The 16765-nt window shown below is 55.3% G+C and carries 24 protein-coding genes, 1 tRNA gene and 1 pseudogene; 11 read left to right on the forward strand and 15 right to left on the reverse strand.

The genetic code is table 11. The annotated features are described in order from the left end of the window. Window positions 1-307: 307 nt before the first annotated feature. The 7 genes from ACT3UA_RS17045 to ACT3UA_RS17075 form a co-directional block, all read right to left on the reverse strand. Complete coding sequence (locus ACT3UA_RS17045; RefSeq protein ID WP_444617535.1) at window positions 308-763, reverse strand: hypothetical protein; 456 nt, start codon at window positions 761-763, stop codon at window positions 308-310. Beyond that, window positions 742-1293, reverse strand: coding sequence for a helix-turn-helix domain-containing protein (locus ACT3UA_RS17050; RefSeq protein ID WP_444617537.1), 552 nt, complete (start codon window positions 1291-1293; stop codon window positions 742-744). Before ACT3UA_RS17050 ends, ACT3UA_RS17045 begins: the two co-directional genes overlap by 22 nt. Continuing rightward, the gene (locus ACT3UA_RS17055; RefSeq protein WP_444617539.1) at window positions 1280-1783 is read right to left on the reverse strand and encodes a hypothetical protein; all 504 of its coding nucleotides are present in this window, start codon (window positions 1781-1783) and stop codon (window positions 1280-1282) included. The genes ACT3UA_RS17050 and ACT3UA_RS17055 overlap by 14 nt, the downstream gene beginning before the upstream one ends. Window positions 1784-1996: 213 nt before the next feature. Beyond that, the gene (locus ACT3UA_RS17060; protein ID WP_444617541.1) at window positions 1997-2290 is read right to left on the reverse strand and encodes a hypothetical protein; all 294 of its coding nucleotides are present in this window, start codon (window positions 2288-2290) and stop codon (window positions 1997-1999) included. Between the two features lie 41 nt (window positions 2291-2331). Further along, complete coding sequence (locus ACT3UA_RS17065) at window positions 2332-2622, reverse strand: hypothetical protein (RefSeq protein WP_444617543.1); 291 nt, start codon at window positions 2620-2622, stop codon at window positions 2332-2334. Between the two features lie 108 nt (window positions 2623-2730). After that, the gene (locus ACT3UA_RS17070) at window positions 2731-3336 is read right to left on the reverse strand and encodes an N-acetylmuramoyl-L-alanine amidase (protein ID WP_444617545.1); all 606 of its coding nucleotides are present in this window, start codon (window positions 3334-3336) and stop codon (window positions 2731-2733) included. After that, a complete protein-coding gene (locus tag ACT3UA_RS17075; RefSeq protein WP_444617547.1) occupies window positions 3337-3510 on the reverse strand; it encodes a hypothetical protein in 174 nt (57 codons plus the stop codon). 134 nt (window positions 3511-3644) lie between these two features. Between ACT3UA_RS17075 and ACT3UA_RS17080 the strand changes: the two genes are divergently transcribed. Then, the gene (locus ACT3UA_RS17080) at window positions 3645-4184 is read left to right on the forward strand and encodes a hypothetical protein (protein ID WP_444617549.1); all 540 of its coding nucleotides are present in this window, start codon (window positions 3645-3647) and stop codon (window positions 4182-4184) included. A 50-nt stretch (window positions 4185-4234) separates the two neighbouring features. On the opposite strand, the gene ACT3UA_RS17085 is transcribed toward ACT3UA_RS17080, so the two are convergent. Further along, entirely contained in the window at window positions 4235-4669 is a 435-nt protein-coding gene (locus ACT3UA_RS17085) for a hypothetical protein (RefSeq protein WP_444617551.1), read from the reverse strand. Between the two features lie 625 nt (window positions 4670-5294). Here ACT3UA_RS17085 and ACT3UA_RS17090 point away from each other — a divergent pair. Next, window positions 5295-5478: pseudogene (locus ACT3UA_RS17090) on the forward strand (helix-turn-helix domain-containing protein); the annotation flags it as partial. A gap of 70 nt (window positions 5479-5548) precedes the next feature. Further along, window positions 5549-6825, forward strand: a protein-coding gene (locus ACT3UA_RS17095) for an IS3 family transposase (RefSeq protein ID WP_444617553.1) whose coding sequence is annotated in 2 segments (ribosomal slippage) — window positions 5549-5888 and window positions 5888-6825 — 1278 coding nt in all. Because the reading frame shifts where the segments join, the coding sequence is not laid out codon by codon here. 66 nt (window positions 6826-6891) lie between these two features. On the opposite strand, the gene ACT3UA_RS17100 is transcribed toward ACT3UA_RS17095, so the two are convergent. Next, window positions 6892-7203 carry a hypothetical protein gene (locus ACT3UA_RS17100; protein WP_444617555.1) on the reverse strand — a complete coding sequence of 104 codons (312 nt, stop codon included), beginning with the start codon at window positions 7201-7203 and terminating at the stop codon, window positions 6892-6894. 100 nt (window positions 7204-7303) lie between these two features. Between ACT3UA_RS17100 and ACT3UA_RS17105 the strand changes: the two genes are divergently transcribed. Next, window positions 7304-7948 (forward strand): hypothetical protein, encoded by a 645-nt coding sequence (locus ACT3UA_RS17105; RefSeq protein WP_444617557.1) that lies wholly within the window; start codon window positions 7304-7306, stop codon window positions 7946-7948. A 29-nt stretch (window positions 7949-7977) separates the two neighbouring features. Here ACT3UA_RS17105 and ACT3UA_RS17110 read toward each other — a convergent pair whose 3' ends face one another. Then, window positions 7978-8220 carry a helix-turn-helix domain-containing protein gene (locus ACT3UA_RS17110; protein WP_444617559.1) on the reverse strand — a complete coding sequence of 81 codons (243 nt, stop codon included), beginning with the start codon at window positions 8218-8220 and terminating at the stop codon, window positions 7978-7980. A 62-nt stretch (window positions 8221-8282) separates the two neighbouring features. Next, window positions 8283-9035, reverse strand: a complete 753-nt coding sequence (locus ACT3UA_RS17115) for a hypothetical protein (protein ID WP_444617561.1) — start codon at window positions 9033-9035, stop codon at window positions 8283-8285. Window positions 9036-9064: 29 nt separating this feature from the next. Between ACT3UA_RS17115 and ACT3UA_RS17120 the strand changes: the two genes are divergently transcribed. Then, window positions 9065-9541: a hypothetical protein gene (locus tag ACT3UA_RS17120; RefSeq protein WP_444617563.1), complete on the forward strand. Its 477-nt coding sequence runs from the start codon at window positions 9065-9067 to the stop codon at window positions 9539-9541. A 132-nt stretch (window positions 9542-9673) separates the two neighbouring features. On the opposite strand, the gene ACT3UA_RS17125 is transcribed toward ACT3UA_RS17120, so the two are convergent. Then, window positions 9674-9880, reverse strand: a complete 207-nt coding sequence (locus ACT3UA_RS17125) for a hypothetical protein (protein WP_444617565.1) — start codon at window positions 9878-9880, stop codon at window positions 9674-9676. Between the two features lie 227 nt (window positions 9881-10107). Between ACT3UA_RS17125 and ACT3UA_RS17130 the strand changes: the two genes are divergently transcribed. The 6 genes from ACT3UA_RS17130 to ACT3UA_RS17155 all read left to right on the forward strand — a co-directional run bounded on the left by ACT3UA_RS17130 (window position 10108) and on the right by ACT3UA_RS17155 (window position 14308). After that, window positions 10108-10704: a hypothetical protein gene (locus tag ACT3UA_RS17130; protein ID WP_444617567.1), complete on the forward strand. Its 597-nt coding sequence runs from the start codon at window positions 10108-10110 to the stop codon at window positions 10702-10704. Then, window positions 10697-11506: a HipA family kinase gene (locus ACT3UA_RS17135; RefSeq protein ID WP_444617569.1), complete on the forward strand. Its 810-nt coding sequence runs from the start codon at window positions 10697-10699 to the stop codon at window positions 11504-11506. The genes ACT3UA_RS17130 and ACT3UA_RS17135 overlap by 8 nt, the downstream gene beginning before the upstream one ends. Before the next feature lie 11 nt (window positions 11507-11517). After that, the gene (locus ACT3UA_RS17140) at window positions 11518-12387 is read left to right on the forward strand and encodes a DUF3037 domain-containing protein (RefSeq protein ID WP_444617571.1); all 870 of its coding nucleotides are present in this window, start codon (window positions 11518-11520) and stop codon (window positions 12385-12387) included. Between the two features lie 116 nt (window positions 12388-12503). Continuing rightward, window positions 12504-12863, forward strand: coding sequence for an ImmA/IrrE family metallo-endopeptidase (locus ACT3UA_RS17145; RefSeq protein WP_444617583.1), 360 nt, complete (start codon window positions 12504-12506; stop codon window positions 12861-12863). Window positions 12864-12939: 76 nt separating this feature from the next. Continuing rightward, the gene (locus tag ACT3UA_RS17150) at window positions 12940-13878 is read left to right on the forward strand and encodes a hypothetical protein (protein WP_444617573.1); all 939 of its coding nucleotides are present in this window, start codon (window positions 12940-12942) and stop codon (window positions 13876-13878) included. Between the two features lie 25 nt (window positions 13879-13903). Next, window positions 13904-14308 carry a tyrosine-type recombinase/integrase gene (locus tag ACT3UA_RS17155; RefSeq protein ID WP_444617575.1) on the forward strand — a complete coding sequence of 135 codons (405 nt, stop codon included), beginning with the start codon at window positions 13904-13906 and terminating at the stop codon, window positions 14306-14308. A 105-nt stretch (window positions 14309-14413) separates the two neighbouring features. Here ACT3UA_RS17155 and ACT3UA_RS17160 read toward each other — a convergent pair. The 3 genes from ACT3UA_RS17160 to ACT3UA_RS17170 all read right to left on the reverse strand — a co-directional run bounded on the left by ACT3UA_RS17160 (window position 14414) and on the right by ACT3UA_RS17170 (window position 16736). Further along, window positions 14414-14487, reverse strand: a tRNA-Ile gene (locus ACT3UA_RS17160). A 99-nt stretch (window positions 14488-14586) separates the two neighbouring features. Then, window positions 14587-15768 carry a glycosyltransferase gene (locus tag ACT3UA_RS17165; protein WP_374954793.1) on the reverse strand — a complete coding sequence of 394 codons (1182 nt, stop codon included), beginning with the start codon at window positions 15766-15768 and terminating at the stop codon, window positions 14587-14589. A gap of 53 nt (window positions 15769-15821) precedes the next feature. Beyond that, entirely contained in the window at window positions 15822-16736 is a 915-nt protein-coding gene (locus ACT3UA_RS17170; protein ID WP_105553727.1) for a DMT family transporter, read from the reverse strand. Window positions 16737-16765: the final 29 nt, after the last annotated feature.

The raw sequence follows: 16765 nt of genomic DNA on the forward strand, positions 1-16765 counted from the left end.
CCTCATGCCCGAGATGGCAAAAAGGAAAGCCACCGAGTGACTTGTTTCCACAAGTCACTCGGTGGCTTATACGGTAGGGCGTGCCGGACTTGAACCGGCGACCAAGGAATTATGAGTTGCCCGAAACGATTTCTGTGCCGTTCCAAGGGTGTCAAAAACCGCACGATTCCGCGGTTTTTCTACTTAAATAGAAGCCCGTTTTCCGCGGGTTCCCATGAAAACTATGGTCAAAACTATGGTCAATTGCAACGTGAAATTGCCATCCGCACTCTCATGGGCATGAGGCCGGCTCAACGCACGCGGCGAGTTAGATTCTATCTAGGTGCCCAGCGCCGAAAGGCGAACCAACGGGCAACAATATTGGAGTTTGCAGGAGCTTCAGCGACAAGCTCTGGACTTCGGAGCGAATTGTCGAATGAAGATCCCGATCCGCGACAAAGCAGGCGAACAAGTGCAGTAGCTCTCGGTCTAGCTCAATGCGATCTTGAATACCCTCTGGGAATTTGTACTCAGCACGGACTTCCACGCAAACTTCGACCAATGGCGTTTCGACCTTGAGCGCCGCGCGAATCAGTATCTGTTTAGCGTCATCGCTAAACGCCCACCGCAAACGGACCTGAGGTTCTATCTCAATATCAATTCCGTCTTCTGGAAAATCCTCTTCGAACTCGTCGATAACAAAATGCGCCGAGTAGTCAGTGAATGAAAGTGAAATAATGCTAGCTTCGTGAAGAAGTTCTTCTATCGTTTCTTCGCGGTCCATGAGCTGCCTCCCGTGATTTCCATGAGGTGCACAATTTCTCCTGCATTCCCATTCCTATAGGTACTTGAAGATCCGCGCTTCATGGCTCGTCTGTTCGTTTTAAGCACTGAATCTACTTCTGCAATAACTAATCGGGTAGCGGCTATGGTTCCATAGGTCTCATCACTAATTGAAGAGACCTTTTTACTCCGACGCCTACCAGTCGCAGCTTTATTCTTTGCGCTCAGCGACGGTAAAGAGCGGTCTATTGGCTGCGCCTCAATCTCAGGTGTGTAGCCCATAGCTCGAAGGAATCGAGCCAACGTCGAAACCTTAATGTTTCCGTCACCGTTCAAGACCTGCGACACCCGACTTTCGCCGATGCCAAGGACTTCTGCAATTTCACGCTGGGTCAGTTGGGACGCAAATTTTGCCTTGTTCAGGATTACGCTTGTGTGATTCAAAGCGCGGGCAGCCGCAATATCTGCAGCCTCTCCCGGATCCATCTCAATTTCTTCGATTACTGATCGACGTCGCTTAGTTGCAGTCATGATGGAGATCTTCCTTCCGTACCATTATTGCCTCATCTAAGTCGGCGCGAGAGGTTTTCTGGGAGGACTTGCTGAAAGCGTGCCCGGTCCGCACATATTCATCGAGTTCGGTCACATCCAGAATCCAACCGTTTCCCTGAATTGGGGGCACTCGGCTTCCTTCTTTCGGAGTGTACTTACCTGCTCCGTCAGTGTCGTAGAAGGTAAGCCTTAAGACATCAGCTTTTAACTCCCAGATCCCATCCACAAGTTTGTTGTGATCCTTTATCAAGATGTCGTACCCCTCAGCAATGTCCCGCAGGCAAGCCAACATTCGGGACCGGAATGATGGTTGCTTTTCGTCGGGTAACTCAATATCCTCTATTGGCCAATTCTGCCTAGACAAAGCTTCAAGAAACTCTGCAGCTGGAACCGACTTGTCTGCTCGTAGTGCATGTGAGACTTCGCAGTGACCACCATCCACGATCAAGATGCGTTCAACTTTACTCAAGTGTAAAGCCTTTCAATGTGTTTGCGAACATTTTGTGACCATCGTAATTTCAAACGAGCATGTAAAGCCAGAGTAGTTGTTGAAGTCAGAATGCTCTAAAGACCGTTTCGTTTATTTCTCAGTGAATGATAAGTGTGCTGCAAACGCAGAAAACCGCCCCACCCTCGCGATGAGGGTGGGGCGGTTTCGTTCTATCCGGCCAGGTGCTTCGGTTCATCCCCGGCAGGGCCCGGCCGGGCTATTCTTGAGCGCCTGCAGGTGCTTAACGATCGCTCCGTAGACTAGCTGGTGCAGGCCATAGACCATGAGGAATGCGGCCAGAACGTTGAGGCCAGCTAGGGCGCTGGTGAGCACGAGGTAGACCACCGCGATAACAAGCGAGATAATTACGGGTAGAGCGACCTTGAGGGTCTGACTCCAATCCTCGGTCTTGCGCCACTTGATGACGATGGGCGAAACGATCGCAAAGGCTGCCGCGATCACGGTCAGTAGAAGATCCTGCTCCATTTCCTAGCTTCCGTTCTGTGTGTTGAGGTAGCGCTGGAGCCCTAGATGGTCCAGCCCTTTGGATCGCCGTCGTGCTTGAGTGGCACTCCGACGGTGGTTTTGTTGTAGAAGCCGCGGGCCTTGAGGAAGCGCTGCAGCTCGTACCAGAACCAGTAGCCGTCGCCACCGTCGACCTTGAGCTTGGTGCCCTTCGGGTGGCCTCCGCGGGCGTGCTGCATCTTCTTGTAGTAGCCGTTGGACTGGAGCCACTCCATGGCGTCCTTGACACTGAGCTTTCCCCAGTCGCCATCCCAGCGTTGGTTGTAGCGGACGCCGATCTTGATCGCTTCCATGAGGATCTGGAACGCGCCGACGGTGATCTGCCCGAAGTCCTTATCGAGAACGAGATCCTGGTAGTCGGTTGGGAACGTGGTCGACCCGTCGGGCTTCTTGTCGTTCCACTACTTCTTGACCTTCGGCTTAGGCTTCGGCTTGGCGTCAGGTTTCGGCGCTGGCTTTGGCGTGACCTTCCCGCCACACAGGACCGTCTGCGTCTGCTCACGCATGTCGTCCATGGTGTACCCGTTGATATCGATCTTGCGGCCACGAGGAAGAGCGTATTCCGAGTGTCCGACGCACCAGCTGGCGTCATCCTCGTTGATCGCGTCCAGCAGCGCGGCGTTCACCAATGGGTATGAATCGCGCATCTCGTCGGTCCAGTCGCTAGCGTTCGCCGCTTCCGCCTCGATACCGAAGAAATACGTGTTTCCAGTGCGTCCCTTCCACGATCCATAACCGGCGTGGTTGGCTCGGCCGGCAGCGACAACCACGGCAACGCCTCGGCGATCCAGATACACATTGCACAACGGACCGGGAAGCCCCGGGCGTCCGTAGGTCACGACATTCAAGGATGGCCGGGTTTCGGAGCCCTTCGGGCCCGCTGTCCAGTGATCCATCACGCCCTTGGGGTGGAAGCTGGAAGATCCACGAGTGGACCACCCGGGCACGTACTCGACCTGGAGCCCACGTGCTTCGAGATGCCGGACGAGAGTGTCTATGTGGGGCATTTAGTTGCCTTCTTCCTCGCCGGATCCGGCGGCTACAGTGGTGGGTGCTTCATCCGAGGCGTGGTCGAACATGCGACCGAACCGCTTAGTGTCCCAGTCCAGCGTCTGGTCATCGTCAGGGATGTCGGCAGCGGTGACGTCTATCCCGGCCGCTGCATCTTTGATCTCGGTCATGGCTTGTTCCTGCCTTTCGGGCATAGAAAAACCCAGACACAGATTGCGTCTGGGTAAAAGAAAAACCACTCCGTGAGGAGTGGTAACGAAATAGATCTATATTTCTACAAAGTCTCGGTGGTTCGAGGATCTTGATGCCGATCTTCCTCGTCCGAAGCGGCTACCATGCGATTATGAATATCCATTCAAACCGCGATAAATTCCTTGTCAATTGGCAAAAACTGGATCGTCAAAGCATGTCGCTTGGCAGGCGTACCAAGTACTACAAGTACCGAATAGCAGCATTCATTATCTATATTCTGGCTGGTTTGGTAATCGCTGATTTCGGAGGTTCCATGCTGGCGACCCCTCCGATCGGAACGACAGATCCTAGCGTGGCACCTAACGAGGCCTCGCTAGGATACGCCACACTATCCTTCGGTGTAGCAATAGTGGCTGTGGGGTTCACCTTCCTTGGGTTCCAGCGGGACAAAGGTATGGAAGAGGTTACTGCTGGGACATACCTTCTTCTGAGAGCAATGCTAGAAGAAGACAACCCAGCTTTATCCGTTGCGAAAGTTGAGACTGAATGCTGCGATTCTTACCAATGCCAATGCGCGGATGAGCTACCAGCGCATGGCCGCTCGTGTGAATGCCACTGTATGGTTGCTGATTTGCAATCCAAAGGCGAATAGACGTTATAGCGTACAGACAGGCGAGCACAAGAAAAGAACCAAGCATGTAGTTAGTCCTTGAGGAATTTTTCTGCGAGCCGGTGGATCTTTTCTTTCATCGGCCCAGTCTCCATAACGTGCAGGCTGAATTCGCGCAGCGTGTGCGCGAGACCTTTTTGCAGGTCGCGATCCGCTGAACGAAGAATGCCCACGGATTCATCGATGCCGCGCAAGTCTTTCGAATGCGTATCGAGCTTTTGACCATGAGCTTTCAAAGTCGTCGCTATTTCATTCACCGCATCGAGCGCGTCCGATGCAGCAGTACCAACGTCGTCCACACGATCAGACAAGGACGTTGGCCGGTTATTGATCGACTGGTGTACTGCTGCGGTGTCCTTGCTTGTCTTGGACACATCGAAGGAAAGCTTTGTGACGATAGCAGTTAGCAGGGCGAATACCCCGCCAATGATCGACAGGAGTACTGCTTCCGTAAGCCATTCAGGCATCGGCGCTCCTTGGGTCGGTGTGTTCGGTGGGCATTGATACCTTTCGGTGGTGAAAAATAACCTCATGATAGACTTGACTTATAGAAAAATCTATGAATGAGGTAATTTAGTGCTTTACAGAAACATAATCGTAGACACCGGACAGCCCTTCGGCCCCGTCTTCAAAGCAGAATCCCTAGAACAAGCCAGAGTCATATCGCTAGAAATGATAAAAGAAGCCCAACGAGGCGTCCATGAGGATCTGACGTTCTACACCCAGAAGCTTGATGGTGAAAAGTGGGTAACGGCCATAGCCTAGAGAGACTCATGTGTGTGATCAACTTTAATTAGGCCATTACGGCTGAAGAAATAGACCATTTCAGCGGCCAAATTTAGGCCATTAAAGCGGTAAGAAGTAGGCCACCCACGCCACCGGGACTGCCAAGAATCCTCCGCAGCCCCGACCGCGGCCACCCATTGATCATCACGCCCAGACGTTGCCCCCCCCCCCCCCCCCCCTTTGCCTCGCTCCTGTCACGTAGAAGACAGCAAAGGACATGGGCCCGTCTGGCCAGATAAATTCCTTACGGCGCCCCATTTTGCCTATGCTCGGCGCCGGAAGGTCTGGAAGGAAATGACGGAACCCATGTCCGTGCAAGAAACTATCAGGAAATTAGACTCTGAGGGTATCTCAGGGCGTAAAATCGCCGTTCAGCTGAACCTTCAGCCGAGCCACTGTCGCCAAATACCTGCGCATCACCAACTACTCACCAGCCCCGCCCAAAGCGGGTAAACGGCCAGCTGGTTCAGTCATCACCGGCTTCGAGGAAGGAGGTAGCCCCCGGGTAGTGGACACCCTGTAACTGACCCATAATGGTCAGAGAAATCAGGAGTTAAACTATGCCGAAGAATACCTACACCGCGCAGTTCAAGGCTGACGCCGTGCACCTGTACGAGTCCCACCCCGACCTCGGATACACCAAAGCAGCCGAGGACCTTGGCATTGCCCGAGGCACGCTGAAAACCTGGGTACGGCAGGACCGGATCAAGCGAGGAGCCCCGACACAGCAGTCCACCGGCAGCGCCCAGATGCCTGACCCCGAGCTGAGTGCCGAACAGCGTTTGCTTCAGGCACAAGCTGAGAACCAGGCATTGCGGGAGCGGAACAAGACTCTGGAGTCCGCCAACAGCGTGCTGGCCGAGGAGCGAGATATCCTGCGCAAGGCCACGAAGTATTTCGCGGCCGAGACGAACTGGTGATCCGCTTTCAGTTCGTTGAAGATTACCGAGACACCCATGCGGTGAAGCGGATCTGCGTGGTGCTGGGGCTGAACCGCTCCAGTTACTACAAATGGCGTGCAGCACGCCCGGCCCGGGCCGCACGCGGCTTGGAAGATCAAGCGTTACTGGATCATATTCTGCGTCATTACAAGGAATGGAACCGGACGTTGGGGTATCGGCGGATGAGCGTTGAGCTGGCTTGCGACCCACGGGTGCAGGATGATCCTTTGGTTGACGGGCCGGTGAATCACAAGCGTGTGGCCCGGTTGATGCGGGAGAATAACTTGGTTGGAGTGCACCTGCGCAGGCCCAAGTCCACGACGGTCAGGGATCCTGGCGCGCAGGTCTTCAAGGATTTGGTGAATCGTGATTTCACCTCCGAGGAGGTCGGGTCGCTCTACGTTGGTGATATCACCTACCTTCCGTATGGGAAGGAAGGGAGATTCTTGTATTTAGCGACGGTGCTGGATGTGTGTTCTCGGCGTTTGGTGGGCTGGTCGATTGCTGATCATATGCGTACCGATTTGGTCGTGGAAGCGCTGGAGTCGGCGGCGGTGGCCAGGGGCTCGGTGGCTGGCGCTCGGATGCACACCGATCATGGCGTGCAATACACCTCATCCCAGTTCCAGAGCGTTTGCCGGCGGCTGGGCGTGGTGCAGTCGATGGGCCGCATCGGGTCAAGCGCCGATAATGCGATGGCGGAGTCGTTCAATGCCACGTTGAAGCGTGAGACGTTGCAGGGTGCCAAGCGGTGGGACTGTGAGCAGTCCTGCCGGGCCGAGGTGTTCCGGTGGATTGTTCGGTATAACAACCTGCGGAAGCATTCGGCGTTAGGCTATAAGTCGCCTGTTGATTTTGAGGGTGATTTTCACGTTATGATGGATTTCGCTGCTTAGCGTTTTTGTTCCCGGTGTCCACTTCCCGGGGGCCGCCCGAGGCCAGACGCATGATTACTGCGGCACTCATCTGAGACCACCATCGAGCAGCGAAGCCAATGGCACTGGGGCCGGTAGCTCCTCCAAGACTGAGAACTGAGCGATCGTCACGCCGTTCAGGTTGATCCGGCCGAAACCCTCTTCACCCTTCTCAGTGAGACTGCCGGCCTCTACGACGACATTCGCGCCCAGGTCCTGCCTTGCCGCCCACTTCGAAACGACCTTCACGGCTTGCTTTGCGCGGTCGCCCTTCGGATACGGCTGGTGCTGAATGTGGAATGTCTCGGAAACCTTGCCTGAGCGCACAGGATGAACTCGCACAATAGAGTTGACAGTCATTACCCCTGACCGCCTTGCCCACGGGACAGCCTCACTTGGTGCGCCACCCGGACCGTCATCTTGGACATGAAACTCCCCTTGCATGGAATAGATTTATCCTGTGGAACTAACTGCATTGCTAATCTCGGCCCTTTCCCTGCTCATCGCGCTTGCCTCCGCGATCTGGGCGGTCAGCGCCAGCCGAGGGGCAAACAAGCACGCCAAGAAAGCTAGCGAGAAGTCCGATACTGCGAATCAACTGAGCGCGAAAGCCAACAGCATCGCCCAAGACAGCAAGCGCATCGCAGTAGATTCCCGCAAAATAGGCGAAGAAGCGCTGACGCTCGCTCGTCGGACTGAGGCTCGTGAAAGCGATACGAGCAATATCCACTGGGAATTTGACTGGGAACAGCCAGGCACCTACACCGTTACCAACCGGGGCGACGACGAAGCTCTTGACGTACGGATCATCGTGGACATTGATGGCGAAGAAGTCCGCAAAACGGTGAAATCGATCCCCGGTGGCGGCAGCGTTCAAATCGAATGTCCGCAGGCCCGAGCCACCTACCTGCGGGAAGTACGTGAGTACAGGGCGAAGAAACGGGACTACGCGATCCGTAGCCGCCTCGGATTCAGTCTTCCGCCCGACACTCTCGCCTACTCCTACCACTTCACCCACGAACGGATCGACTGGGTATCCCAATCGGGTAAGCCGGGAGTTCACGATAAGCAGTACCCTGTTGGCCTGCTCGGAGAGTTCGACTGAAGTCGATTGTCGAGAGTCCAGCCCTTGAATCAGATCACCCACGAGGTAGCCACCACTTCCCGCTGATTGTCGATGTATGCCTGGATATCGGTTGCCGCGATCCGAGTGGTCTTTCCACGGGTGCCGACCATGACCTTCGGCAGATCGCCCTGGTTGATCAGGTCGTACACCGAGGTGAGCCCCATCGACAGCAGCTCGTCCGTTTCGGCCACCGTAAACAACATGGGTACCGGCCGAGTCTCCATTGGCAGCCCCGGCTCAACGTCGATCACCTGCTCACTCCTGCGAGCATTGGGAAAACTGACTACACTAGACATTGAAATCACTTCTCTCTTTAGCTTTTGGTTTTGGTTTCGTCGCCCTCAGCAGTTGCACCTGCTGAGGGCTTTACTTTTACCCGTGCACTCGGGGTTTGATCCCTCTCGGTAGACTCAGAAGTTCCTACACTTGTATTGCCTTCTGAGAGGGAAGAATGAAAACCTGGCTTCAAATCGACGGGCATTTCGCCCTGGCCGCAACACCCGACGTGGTCACTGCTCTCACCGTTGGCATAGACCTTTGGCGCATCCATAACTCGGAACGCGAAATCAATCTCGAAATCAGTACCGGCACGCAGCACGCAGTCGCTTTCTACATCACCCCGAATACGAGAGTGAGTGCCTCCAGCAGTGATCAGTTCAAGCCGAATTCTGACCTTTTGGATATTTTCCGAAACAACGTCCCCGCGAGAAACTCCCGCCGAATCTACTGGGACGGAAACACTGTCACCTTCGGAAGCAATTCCCGCGAATGGTGAACGCACGACGTCGCTGATTAGACGCCCAGGTACATGGAACGGGTTAGGTATCTCTACCCCGATCCTGTTCTGGTGGGCTTCCAGCAGGCCAGCTAAATCAAGCCACGAGGCAACTCCAGGAGCGACCTTCACCCAGTACACAGGCTGAGGATCATCGTCATGACTGCGAATGTGTTCCTCGATCTCGTTTTCGTAATACTCCTGCTGCTCGTAATCCTCAGCGGTGCTCAGCTCTCCACCGATCCCGATGTGGAACGAGCAGCCGGGCTCTTGGCACTGATACTCACTCACGTCGCACTCCGTCCGTATAGGTTTGGGTTATGGATATTTGGATTTCGGTCGGATTAGCCGGCGCATCGTTTCTCTTCGGCCTTTGGTCTTGGTGGGCTTCCAACAAGTCCAGGGCTGCCCGACGAGCTGCTGAATCCGCCGAGAACAATGCACGACGTGCAACGGACGCTGCCGAAGCGAGCGCTACCGAACTGCGAAAGCTCGTGGAGAGCTTGAGCCTTCCGCCGTTGGTTGCGACGAGGCCCGCGAGCGCAAATTCTCGTTTGGTGATGTTGCGGAATACTACGAGCGAGCTGATCTTGGTCGCGGAAGTCTTGAACGCAGACAAGTTTGTTCGCATGACCCCGGAGGCCGAGCTGCCGTTCACGATTCCTCCTGGCGCCCAGTTCGAGATTCTTGTGATGGGCGCAATGGGTGCCCAGACTCCGTCGAACTTTCACTTTTCAATCTCTCAAGGCGGCGAAGTGCGAGACGTGCACGTTCCGATTCCTTCACGCTCCTCATAGCAAATACGCCGGAACCAATCGCGCTCAGGGTAGTTACCACCAGCATCACGAGCGCTTGTTCCTTGCTCATGCCGCCGCACCTTGCTTACGTACGGTGGATGCATCATTCGTCACCTCGGGCATGACATCTTGCTATTCAAGAATGAACAAATCCTCCCAGTCAACGAATAGTCGTGCTGCAATCAAAAGCGCCAAGTCTTCGGCTAGTGTTTTCATCTTCCCGGTTTCGAGCTGGTGGATCGTCGCCTCCGAACGTCGCCCCAAGACCGCCAGGTCACGCTGGCCGAACCGCTGGTTTATCCGCTTCCGCCTAAGTGCGGCCGGATCCTTTGCACGCATCCAACTCTCCTTTCGAATGAGATTGAGGTGCTTACGTGCTCCACGCATAATCCAGCATTCCTTCCACTTTTCACTTTGACAAGTTTAGTTTGCATCATGCGCAACTAGGTTGTCAACCCGAAAAGTGAAATATCCCAGTAAACTAAACGGAATGGGGACAAGTCACTTTTCAGTAAACTTGTTCGCCGGATTGAGCAAGTGACAGTTCATCAAGGAAAGTCGTAGTTGTGAACGAAACAGATTCCCTCAAAGGCCTGGTTGAGTTAGCCCTCCGCCGTCATGACACGTCAGCCCGACAGCTAGCGCTCAAGGCCCAAGAAGGCGGCCACAAAATCACCTACACGACGCTTAACCACATCAGGAACAACACCTACAGGTCGATCCCTGGGGCAGTAACCCTAAAGGCAATTGCGTATCTGGCCGGCGTAGACGAATCTGTGGCGTTCACAGCAGCGGGACAAGCCGTCCCCGGCCCGCCACTAGCCGACGAACTTCCACCAGGCGCAGACCACCTCTCGCCCAAGTCACGGAAAGCCGTTGTCGAAATGGTTCGGGTCCTCGTCGACCTCGAAGCAGGTAACAATGCTGAACGCACAACTACTCAAGATAGCCCAACTACGAATCTCCGAGCAGTGGCGCCCACGAGTGACACTAGCCAGGGACAGAAGACCGAGCCCGCAGGCAGCATCATCGAATTCCACGGTGCCGAAGCTGAAAAGTACCCGGCACCACCTATTGAATCTTTAGCAGCACACCCGAAGGTGAAGACCAGCCGCGAGCAGCTCGACGAACAAACCAGCGAGTGGGAAGGTGAGCGTGACTAGCAACGTTATTCAGATGGATCCTTGGCAGAATGCATCTCTGGATTCTTATCAACGCCCGGTGGCGAGTGCTATAGCATCGAGTATTCTGAGGCACGCTGATACGGGCTGTTCGCCAATGCTGATGTCAACTCAGGTCCCAGGGGAGTTGTACTGGGTGAAGCCACAACATAATCCACACGGTCAAACTTCGCTTCTGGCAGAGCAAGTAGTTGCAGCTGTTGGTAGATATCTTGGCGCGCCTATCCCGCACACTACGTTGATTGAGATCCCTGGCGGCTTTTCGAGCTATAGGCTACCTAGCGGTAGCCTGCTTGCTACCGGCACGGCTCATGCGAGCAAGCATGTCGAAAGCGAATGCGTTGAGGACACCGAACTTCTCTATGTGCCAAAAGACGGCAACCGCTATAGGGCTCCAAAGTTTATCGCGTTGTGGGAATGGTGCTTTGGTGAGGACCCTCAGTGGCTTTATGCACAAGCCGAGGACTATCAGCTCTGGACTTTTGATCATGGTCTCTGGTTGGGCGGCGGTGGCGACTGGGAAGTATCGGATTTACGGAAGACAGGGACTAAGGTTTTCGGGTGGTCAGGTTCAGTCAAAGGCATGGACTCCGGAACATTCGCGGGACTGGCCGATGCAATAGAATCCTGCACAGTGTCGGATCTCCTATCTATGGTGTCGGCTGTGCCCGTAGACTGGGGATTCACGGATTTTGAATTAATTGAAGTTGCCAGGTGGCTAGATGAGCGGCGTGAAAGCGTCGTCACCAGTTTGCGGCAGCATGCGCGGAACACTACGAGCTAGGGGGGATGACTATGAGCAACGAGTACATGAGTTGGATTTTGAGGTACATCCCCAACACCGCTCGTGGCGAATTCGTTAATATTGGCGTTTTAGTTGGCTCCGATGGTTTGGACTGGGCGATTCGGCACGTTTCGAACTTTACGCGCGCGAGTCGGCTAGGTGGAGACGCGACTTTTATGCGTCCTCTGATGCAGCGGTTGTCTTACCGCGTGGCTGAGGCGAACGATTCAAGTTCATCCGAATCGAACAATGTGTTCGTTGCTGACAATTCAGAGACGATCAGCTATTGGGCCATAGAAGAATTGCGCGTGCGATTCAATAACAGCTTGCAAATTTCGGAACCTACACCTGCATTTGGTTCAAGTGCTGCAGAAATTGCGAACATTCTTTATGGGCATCTCGTATCGGAAACCATCCGCGAGTCCGTTCCGCGGTCACGCACCAGAATGAAAAGTAATTTCAGGACCGCAGTGATGAACGCTTGGCATCACGATGCAGCGATTCCATTGGAGGTTGGTCCGGTAATTGAGATCGGCCACCTGCATCAAGATTTTGATTTCGCGCTTCTAGACGGCGAAGTTGAGCAAATGACACAAGTCATCAGCATCAATCGAAAAGATCGTGCCTTGATCCGGAAAGATATCTCTGCGTGGAACTACGCGGTAACTCGGCTGCGGCAAACCGGTGCCATTCTGCGGTCGAAGGAGTTGTCGGTTCCTAGGGATACTCCAATTATCATGATCCACGACGAGCCAAAAACCACGGAGCAAAGAGAAATCTTGCAATTTGCTCGCGAGGGCTGGGGAGAGCTTGGAATCGAAAGCTTCTCCAATAGAGAGATCACCTCAGCAGCTTCAAGGGCGCTCACCATGGTCAGCTAGCATGTCATTCCGACAGTTTGGTTTGCGTTAGCGTCACATTTGGGCAACTGCCCATTCGAACATATGTTCCAGTTATGCAGAATGCATGGGGCATGCTGCGCTCACTCGCGCACGTAATGATTATTTGGCATAGACCACACCCGGAAGTAGTGGCAGCGACGGACGGACGTCGGATCTGGATTGATCCAGCGCTCACGACCTCCGAGCAACGGTGCTTCCTGGCACACGAAGCGATCCACATCAAACACGGGCACACCGAGTGCCAGCCACCCGCCGTCGAACGGCAGGTCTGCCTGGAGGTTGCTCGTTTCTTGATCACTTTTGAGGATCTCCAGCGCGTTGCTGGTTGGTCAACCTGCCCGGCAGAGATAGCCGAGGAACTAGGCGTGATCGAGCAAGTAGTACTCGACCGCTTGGCCACGCTCGACGGCGACCAGGTGCAGCAGCTCTGGGCCCCGGCCGAGCACATCGCCTAACTCTTTTCCACAATTCGTAATCCCACCGCGTCAAGGGTCTATTTGGCGCGCACACTTTCCCCAAGGAGGGAAACCCTTGGGCACCTCAGAGAAGCCCGCGCGCACCAGGCGCGGCAACATGGAAGGCTCCACGCCAAGGCAACGCAAGGACGGCCGCTGGCAGGTCAACTACCCAGTCGGGCAACGGCCGGATGGATCCACAATCCTCGAATCTGTCTACGGCCGGACGAAATCCGAGTGTCGCGCCAAAGTGCGGAAGCTGTCCACCGAAGTCGCTGCCGGCAATTTCGTGTCCGGCCAATCCCCAAAGCTTATCGAGTGGCTGGACTACTGGCTAGCAGAGATCGCCCCGCGGACTGCCAAGAGCCCACAATCCAGGGCCACATATGCCAACAAGATCAATTCCCACATTCGCCCACACCGAATCTCCGCGAAGCGAATGGACAAGCTCACACCGAGCGACTTCGAAACGGTGTACTCCAGCATGCGCGAGCCACTCAAATCCAAGGACGGCCACCACTCGTGCTGCGCTCTCCGAGTCCAGCATTGCCGGCCTACACCGGGTCCTCCGGCGAGCACTGAATGTTTCGGGAAGCGTGGACTGCTTGCGAAGAATCCGTTGTTGACGTTGGATGCGCCGACTCCCGAGGCTTTTGAACCGCAGGTGTATTCGACGGATGAGGTGCGCCGGATGATCGCTGCAGCGCAGGAGCGTGATGATGAGGCTCGGTGGCTGCTGAATCTTATGCTCGGTCCCCGGCAAGGTGAGGCGTTGGGGCTTACTTGGCCTGATATTGATTTCAAGACGGGGAAGATCCGGATTGAACGCGAGCTGTTTGTACTGCCTTGGAAGCATGGCTGCGAGGTGGATCAGACGGGGAAAGCTTCGTGTGGGCGCCGTTATGGTTCCAACTGTTCGGAGCGCGTGGGCGGTGGATACTTCACAGGCCCGCCTAAGAGCTCGGCAGGCGTTCGAAGCGTGATTATGCCAGCGCCACTGCGCGAACCCCTTTGAGCGGTACGCAGAGGCCCAACGAATCGTGCGCACGCATGAGCCGTGGACAGCTTGGGTGGATCAGGACGGCAAGGAGCGCGACCTGGTGTTCTGCCGGCGCGGTGGACTGCCGATGTATCCGAAGGCTGACTGGCTTGCCTGGCGATCGCTTCTCGAGGATGCCCAGGTTCCCGTCGGCCGGCCTCACGATGGCCGGCATACGGCGGCCACCACGATGCTCTTGCTTGGCGTGCCGGAACGAGTCGTCATGGAGATCTTGGGCTGGTCACAAATCTCCATGCTCACCAGGTACCAGCACGTACTCGATGAAATGCACCAAGACGTTGCGGAGAAACTCACAGATCATTGGGCGCCGAAGCCACCAAGTGCGCCTTCGAATGTCGTTTCGTTGGCTGATCGACTGGCCGCACGGCGAGCGCAAAATCAATAGTTTTCTGTGCCAACTATGGTCAAACTATGGTCAAACGTCGGAAACGTCTTAAATGGAAAAACGCTGGTTGGCTTGTTTTCACAAGTCAACCAGCGTTCTTTCTTGTAGGGCGTGCCGGACTTGAACCGGCGACCAAGGAATTATGAGTTCCCTGCTCTAACCAACTGAGCTAACGCCCCACTATGAGAATTACCGCCACAGCGGTAACCACACTCGAAATATTCTAGGGCATGACCAGCCAAAATCTCGATTCGAGGTCGCGGTGGTGTCCTCACGCTCTAATGCTGGTTGACGCTTTGACCGCGGTATAGCGCTTCGAAGGAATTCATGGTCTTCTCCTGCGCATGATTCATGACCTTGCGATGGCCAGCTTCGCCCAGTCGTTCGCGGGCCTGCTGGTCCATGCTCAGCACCGTATCAAGCTTCTGCGCCAGGTCTTCGCGGTTCCCGGGTTCAAACATGTAGCCGTTCACCCCCACATCGACAAGATGCGGCAGTGCCATCGCATTGGCGAGCACCACAGGCTTCGATGCGGAGAGCGCCTCCAACGTCACCAGAGACTGCAACTCGGCGGTGCCCGGCTGACAGAATACGTCGCAGCGCAGGTACGCAAGGCGAAGCTCCTCGGTAGTGACGTGGCCTAGGAACCGAACTCGATCGCTCAATCCCTGCTCGTGGGCAATACGCTCCAGGGGTGCGCGCTGTTCACCGCCCCCGACTACTTCGAGGACTGCGTCGGGAACCTGCTTCATGATGGCCAACGCCTCGATCAGTTCATTGACGTTCTTCTCAACAGCTAAACGGCCAACAAAAAGAATCGTCGGCGCTTCGTTGCGAACTATCTCTTCGCCCTCAGCCAACTCATAATTTCCGGCTTCAATGCCATTGGACAGCGGCAAAACCTTGGTCAGTCGTGCATAGTCTTTCATGGCTTTGGCCGCCAGCGGGGTGGGCGTGGTAACCGCGTCGGCCTTGCCGAAGATCTTTCCCATATCGCGCCAGGAGTTACGCGCGACAATTTTCTTGAACCACTTCGGGAACGGCAAGAACGGGTCGAGGTTCTCGGGCATGAAGTGATTTGTTGCGACCGAGCGCACACCGTGCTTCCGTGCGTAGGCAATCGTCTGCTGGCCGATCATATAGTGGCTCTGCGCGTGCACCACATCCGGCTTGATATCGGCCAGGAGCTTATTGATCTGTGAGTTAACTTCCCAAGGAAAAACGATCCGGAAGTACTCGTGGGTTGGTACGGCGTGGGATTGCAGGCGATGCACAATCGCCTCCGGACGAACTTCGGTGAAGGTCTTGCCGTTCTCCCCGCGTACCGCCAAGACGTGCACGCGATGCCCACGCTCTTTCATGGCGGTGGCCAAGCGATAACAGAACATGGCCGCGCCATTGATATCCGGCAGGTAGGTATCGGCGGCGATGACGATCGTCAGCGGTTTTTCCTCGGCCACGTATTGTCCTTGTTCGATCAACATATTGTCTTGTGAGAAGTACTTAGCTATTTCTATGTGTCATGGCTAGACAGGGTTTTTAAATGCCGCGCCTTGGCTTTGCGATCCAGAACCACCGGATGATGACGAGACAGCGCCACCACGCCAACGATCGCAAGCACCCCGGCCAGCGCCATGGCCACAGCCAGCATGGCAGGCACATCCGGACGAAGCTCACCCAGGATCGTAATGCCTATGGCGATGCCGACAATCGGGTCAATTACCGTCAGTCCTGCGATAACCAAGTCCGGCGGTCCCTTTGAATAGGCGTTTTGCACAAAATATGAACCAAGCAGCCCCGCCACCACCACAGCTGCTAGAGCAAGCCATGGCACCGATGACCAGAATTGGCTGCCCAAGTGCAGCACATCGATTGCGACGGTACGTACCAGCACCGCTACGAAGCCAAAGAGCACACCGGCCCCTACGATGTAGAAGATAGCCCCGAGTTTCCGGTGGAAAAACAGTGCAGTGATTCCGATCATTGCGATAACACACGCCAGAATCACCTCGATCAGCAACTCCTCGGAGTTGCTGACCTGATGCTGATCACCGGTAACGTTGATTGCCATCAGTACGAACGTGGCCGAGCCAACCATACAAGCGGCAATCGCGAGTACCGTCGGAAGATTCATCGTGAGCTTGTGTTCGCGCGCATTGACCACCGTGGTCACCACCAGCGCGATGGCGCCAATTGGCTGTACGACGGTCAGCGGGGCGCTGGCCAATGCGAAGACATTGAGCACCATGCCAAGCCCGAGCAGCAGCAAACCACTCATCCACCGGCCATTGCCCATCAGCTTGCCAATATTGCCGAGGGTGACATCCAAACCACCGGCGGCAGACTTTACGGCGCTCGATTGGAAGTGCGCGCCGAAGGCAAGGCAAAAGGCACCGCATAGTGCCGCTGCAATAGCGATCCAAACCATGTCAGTGCCTTTCCCACTAGTTCCTTGTA

The organism is Glutamicibacter sp. 363 (genome assembly GCF_052379505.1).
Classification (GTDB): Bacteria; Actinomycetota; Actinomycetes; order Actinomycetales; family Micrococcaceae; genus Glutamicibacter.

Excerpts from the sequence above, each read along its gene's own strand:
- ACT3UA_RS17045 (WP_444617535.1), bottom strand. The coding sequence starts at position 763 with ATGGACCGCGAAGAAACGATAGAAGAACTTCTTCACGAAGCTAGCATT.
- ACT3UA_RS17050 (WP_444617537.1), bottom strand. The coding sequence starts at position 1,293 with ATGACTGCAACTAAGCGACGTCGATCAGTAATCGAAGAAATTGAGATG.
- ACT3UA_RS17060 (WP_444617541.1), bottom strand. The coding sequence starts at position 2,290 with ATGGAGCAGGATCTTCTACTGACCGTGATCGCGGCAGCCTTTGCGATC.
- ACT3UA_RS17065 (WP_444617543.1), bottom strand. The coding sequence starts at position 2,622 with ATGGAAGCGATCAAGATCGGCGTCCGCTACAACCAACGCTGGGATGGC.
- ACT3UA_RS17070 (WP_444617545.1), bottom strand. The coding sequence starts at position 3,336 with ATGCCCCACATAGACACTCTCGTCCGGCATCTCGAAGCACGTGGGCTC.
- ACT3UA_RS17075 (WP_444617547.1), bottom strand. The coding sequence starts at position 3,510 with ATGACCGAGATCAAAGATGCAGCGGCCGGGATAGACGTCACCGCTGCC.
- ACT3UA_RS17080 (WP_444617549.1), top strand. The coding sequence starts at position 3,645 with ATGCCGATCTTCCTCGTCCGAAGCGGCTACCATGCGATTATGAATATC.
- ACT3UA_RS17085 (WP_444617551.1), bottom strand. The coding sequence starts at position 4,669 with ATGCCTGAATGGCTTACGGAAGCAGTACTCCTGTCGATCATTGGCGGG.
- ACT3UA_RS17100 (WP_444617555.1), bottom strand. The coding sequence starts at position 7,203 with ATGACTGTCAACTCTATTGTGCGAGTTCATCCTGTGCGCTCAGGCAAG.
- ACT3UA_RS17120 (WP_444617563.1), top strand. The coding sequence starts at position 9,065 with ATGGATATTTGGATTTCGGTCGGATTAGCCGGCGCATCGTTTCTCTTC.
- ACT3UA_RS17125 (WP_444617565.1), bottom strand. The coding sequence starts at position 9,880 with ATGCGTGCAAAGGATCCGGCCGCACTTAGGCGGAAGCGGATAAACCAG.
- ACT3UA_RS17140 (WP_444617571.1), top strand. The coding sequence starts at position 11,518 with ATGAGCAACGAGTACATGAGTTGGATTTTGAGGTACATCCCCAACACC.
- ACT3UA_RS17145 (WP_444617583.1), top strand. The coding sequence starts at position 12,504 with ATGATTATTTGGCATAGACCACACCCGGAAGTAGTGGCAGCGACGGAC.
- ACT3UA_RS17170 (WP_105553727.1), bottom strand. The coding sequence starts at position 16,736 with ATGGTTTGGATCGCTATTGCAGCGGCACTATGCGGTGCCTTTTGCCTT.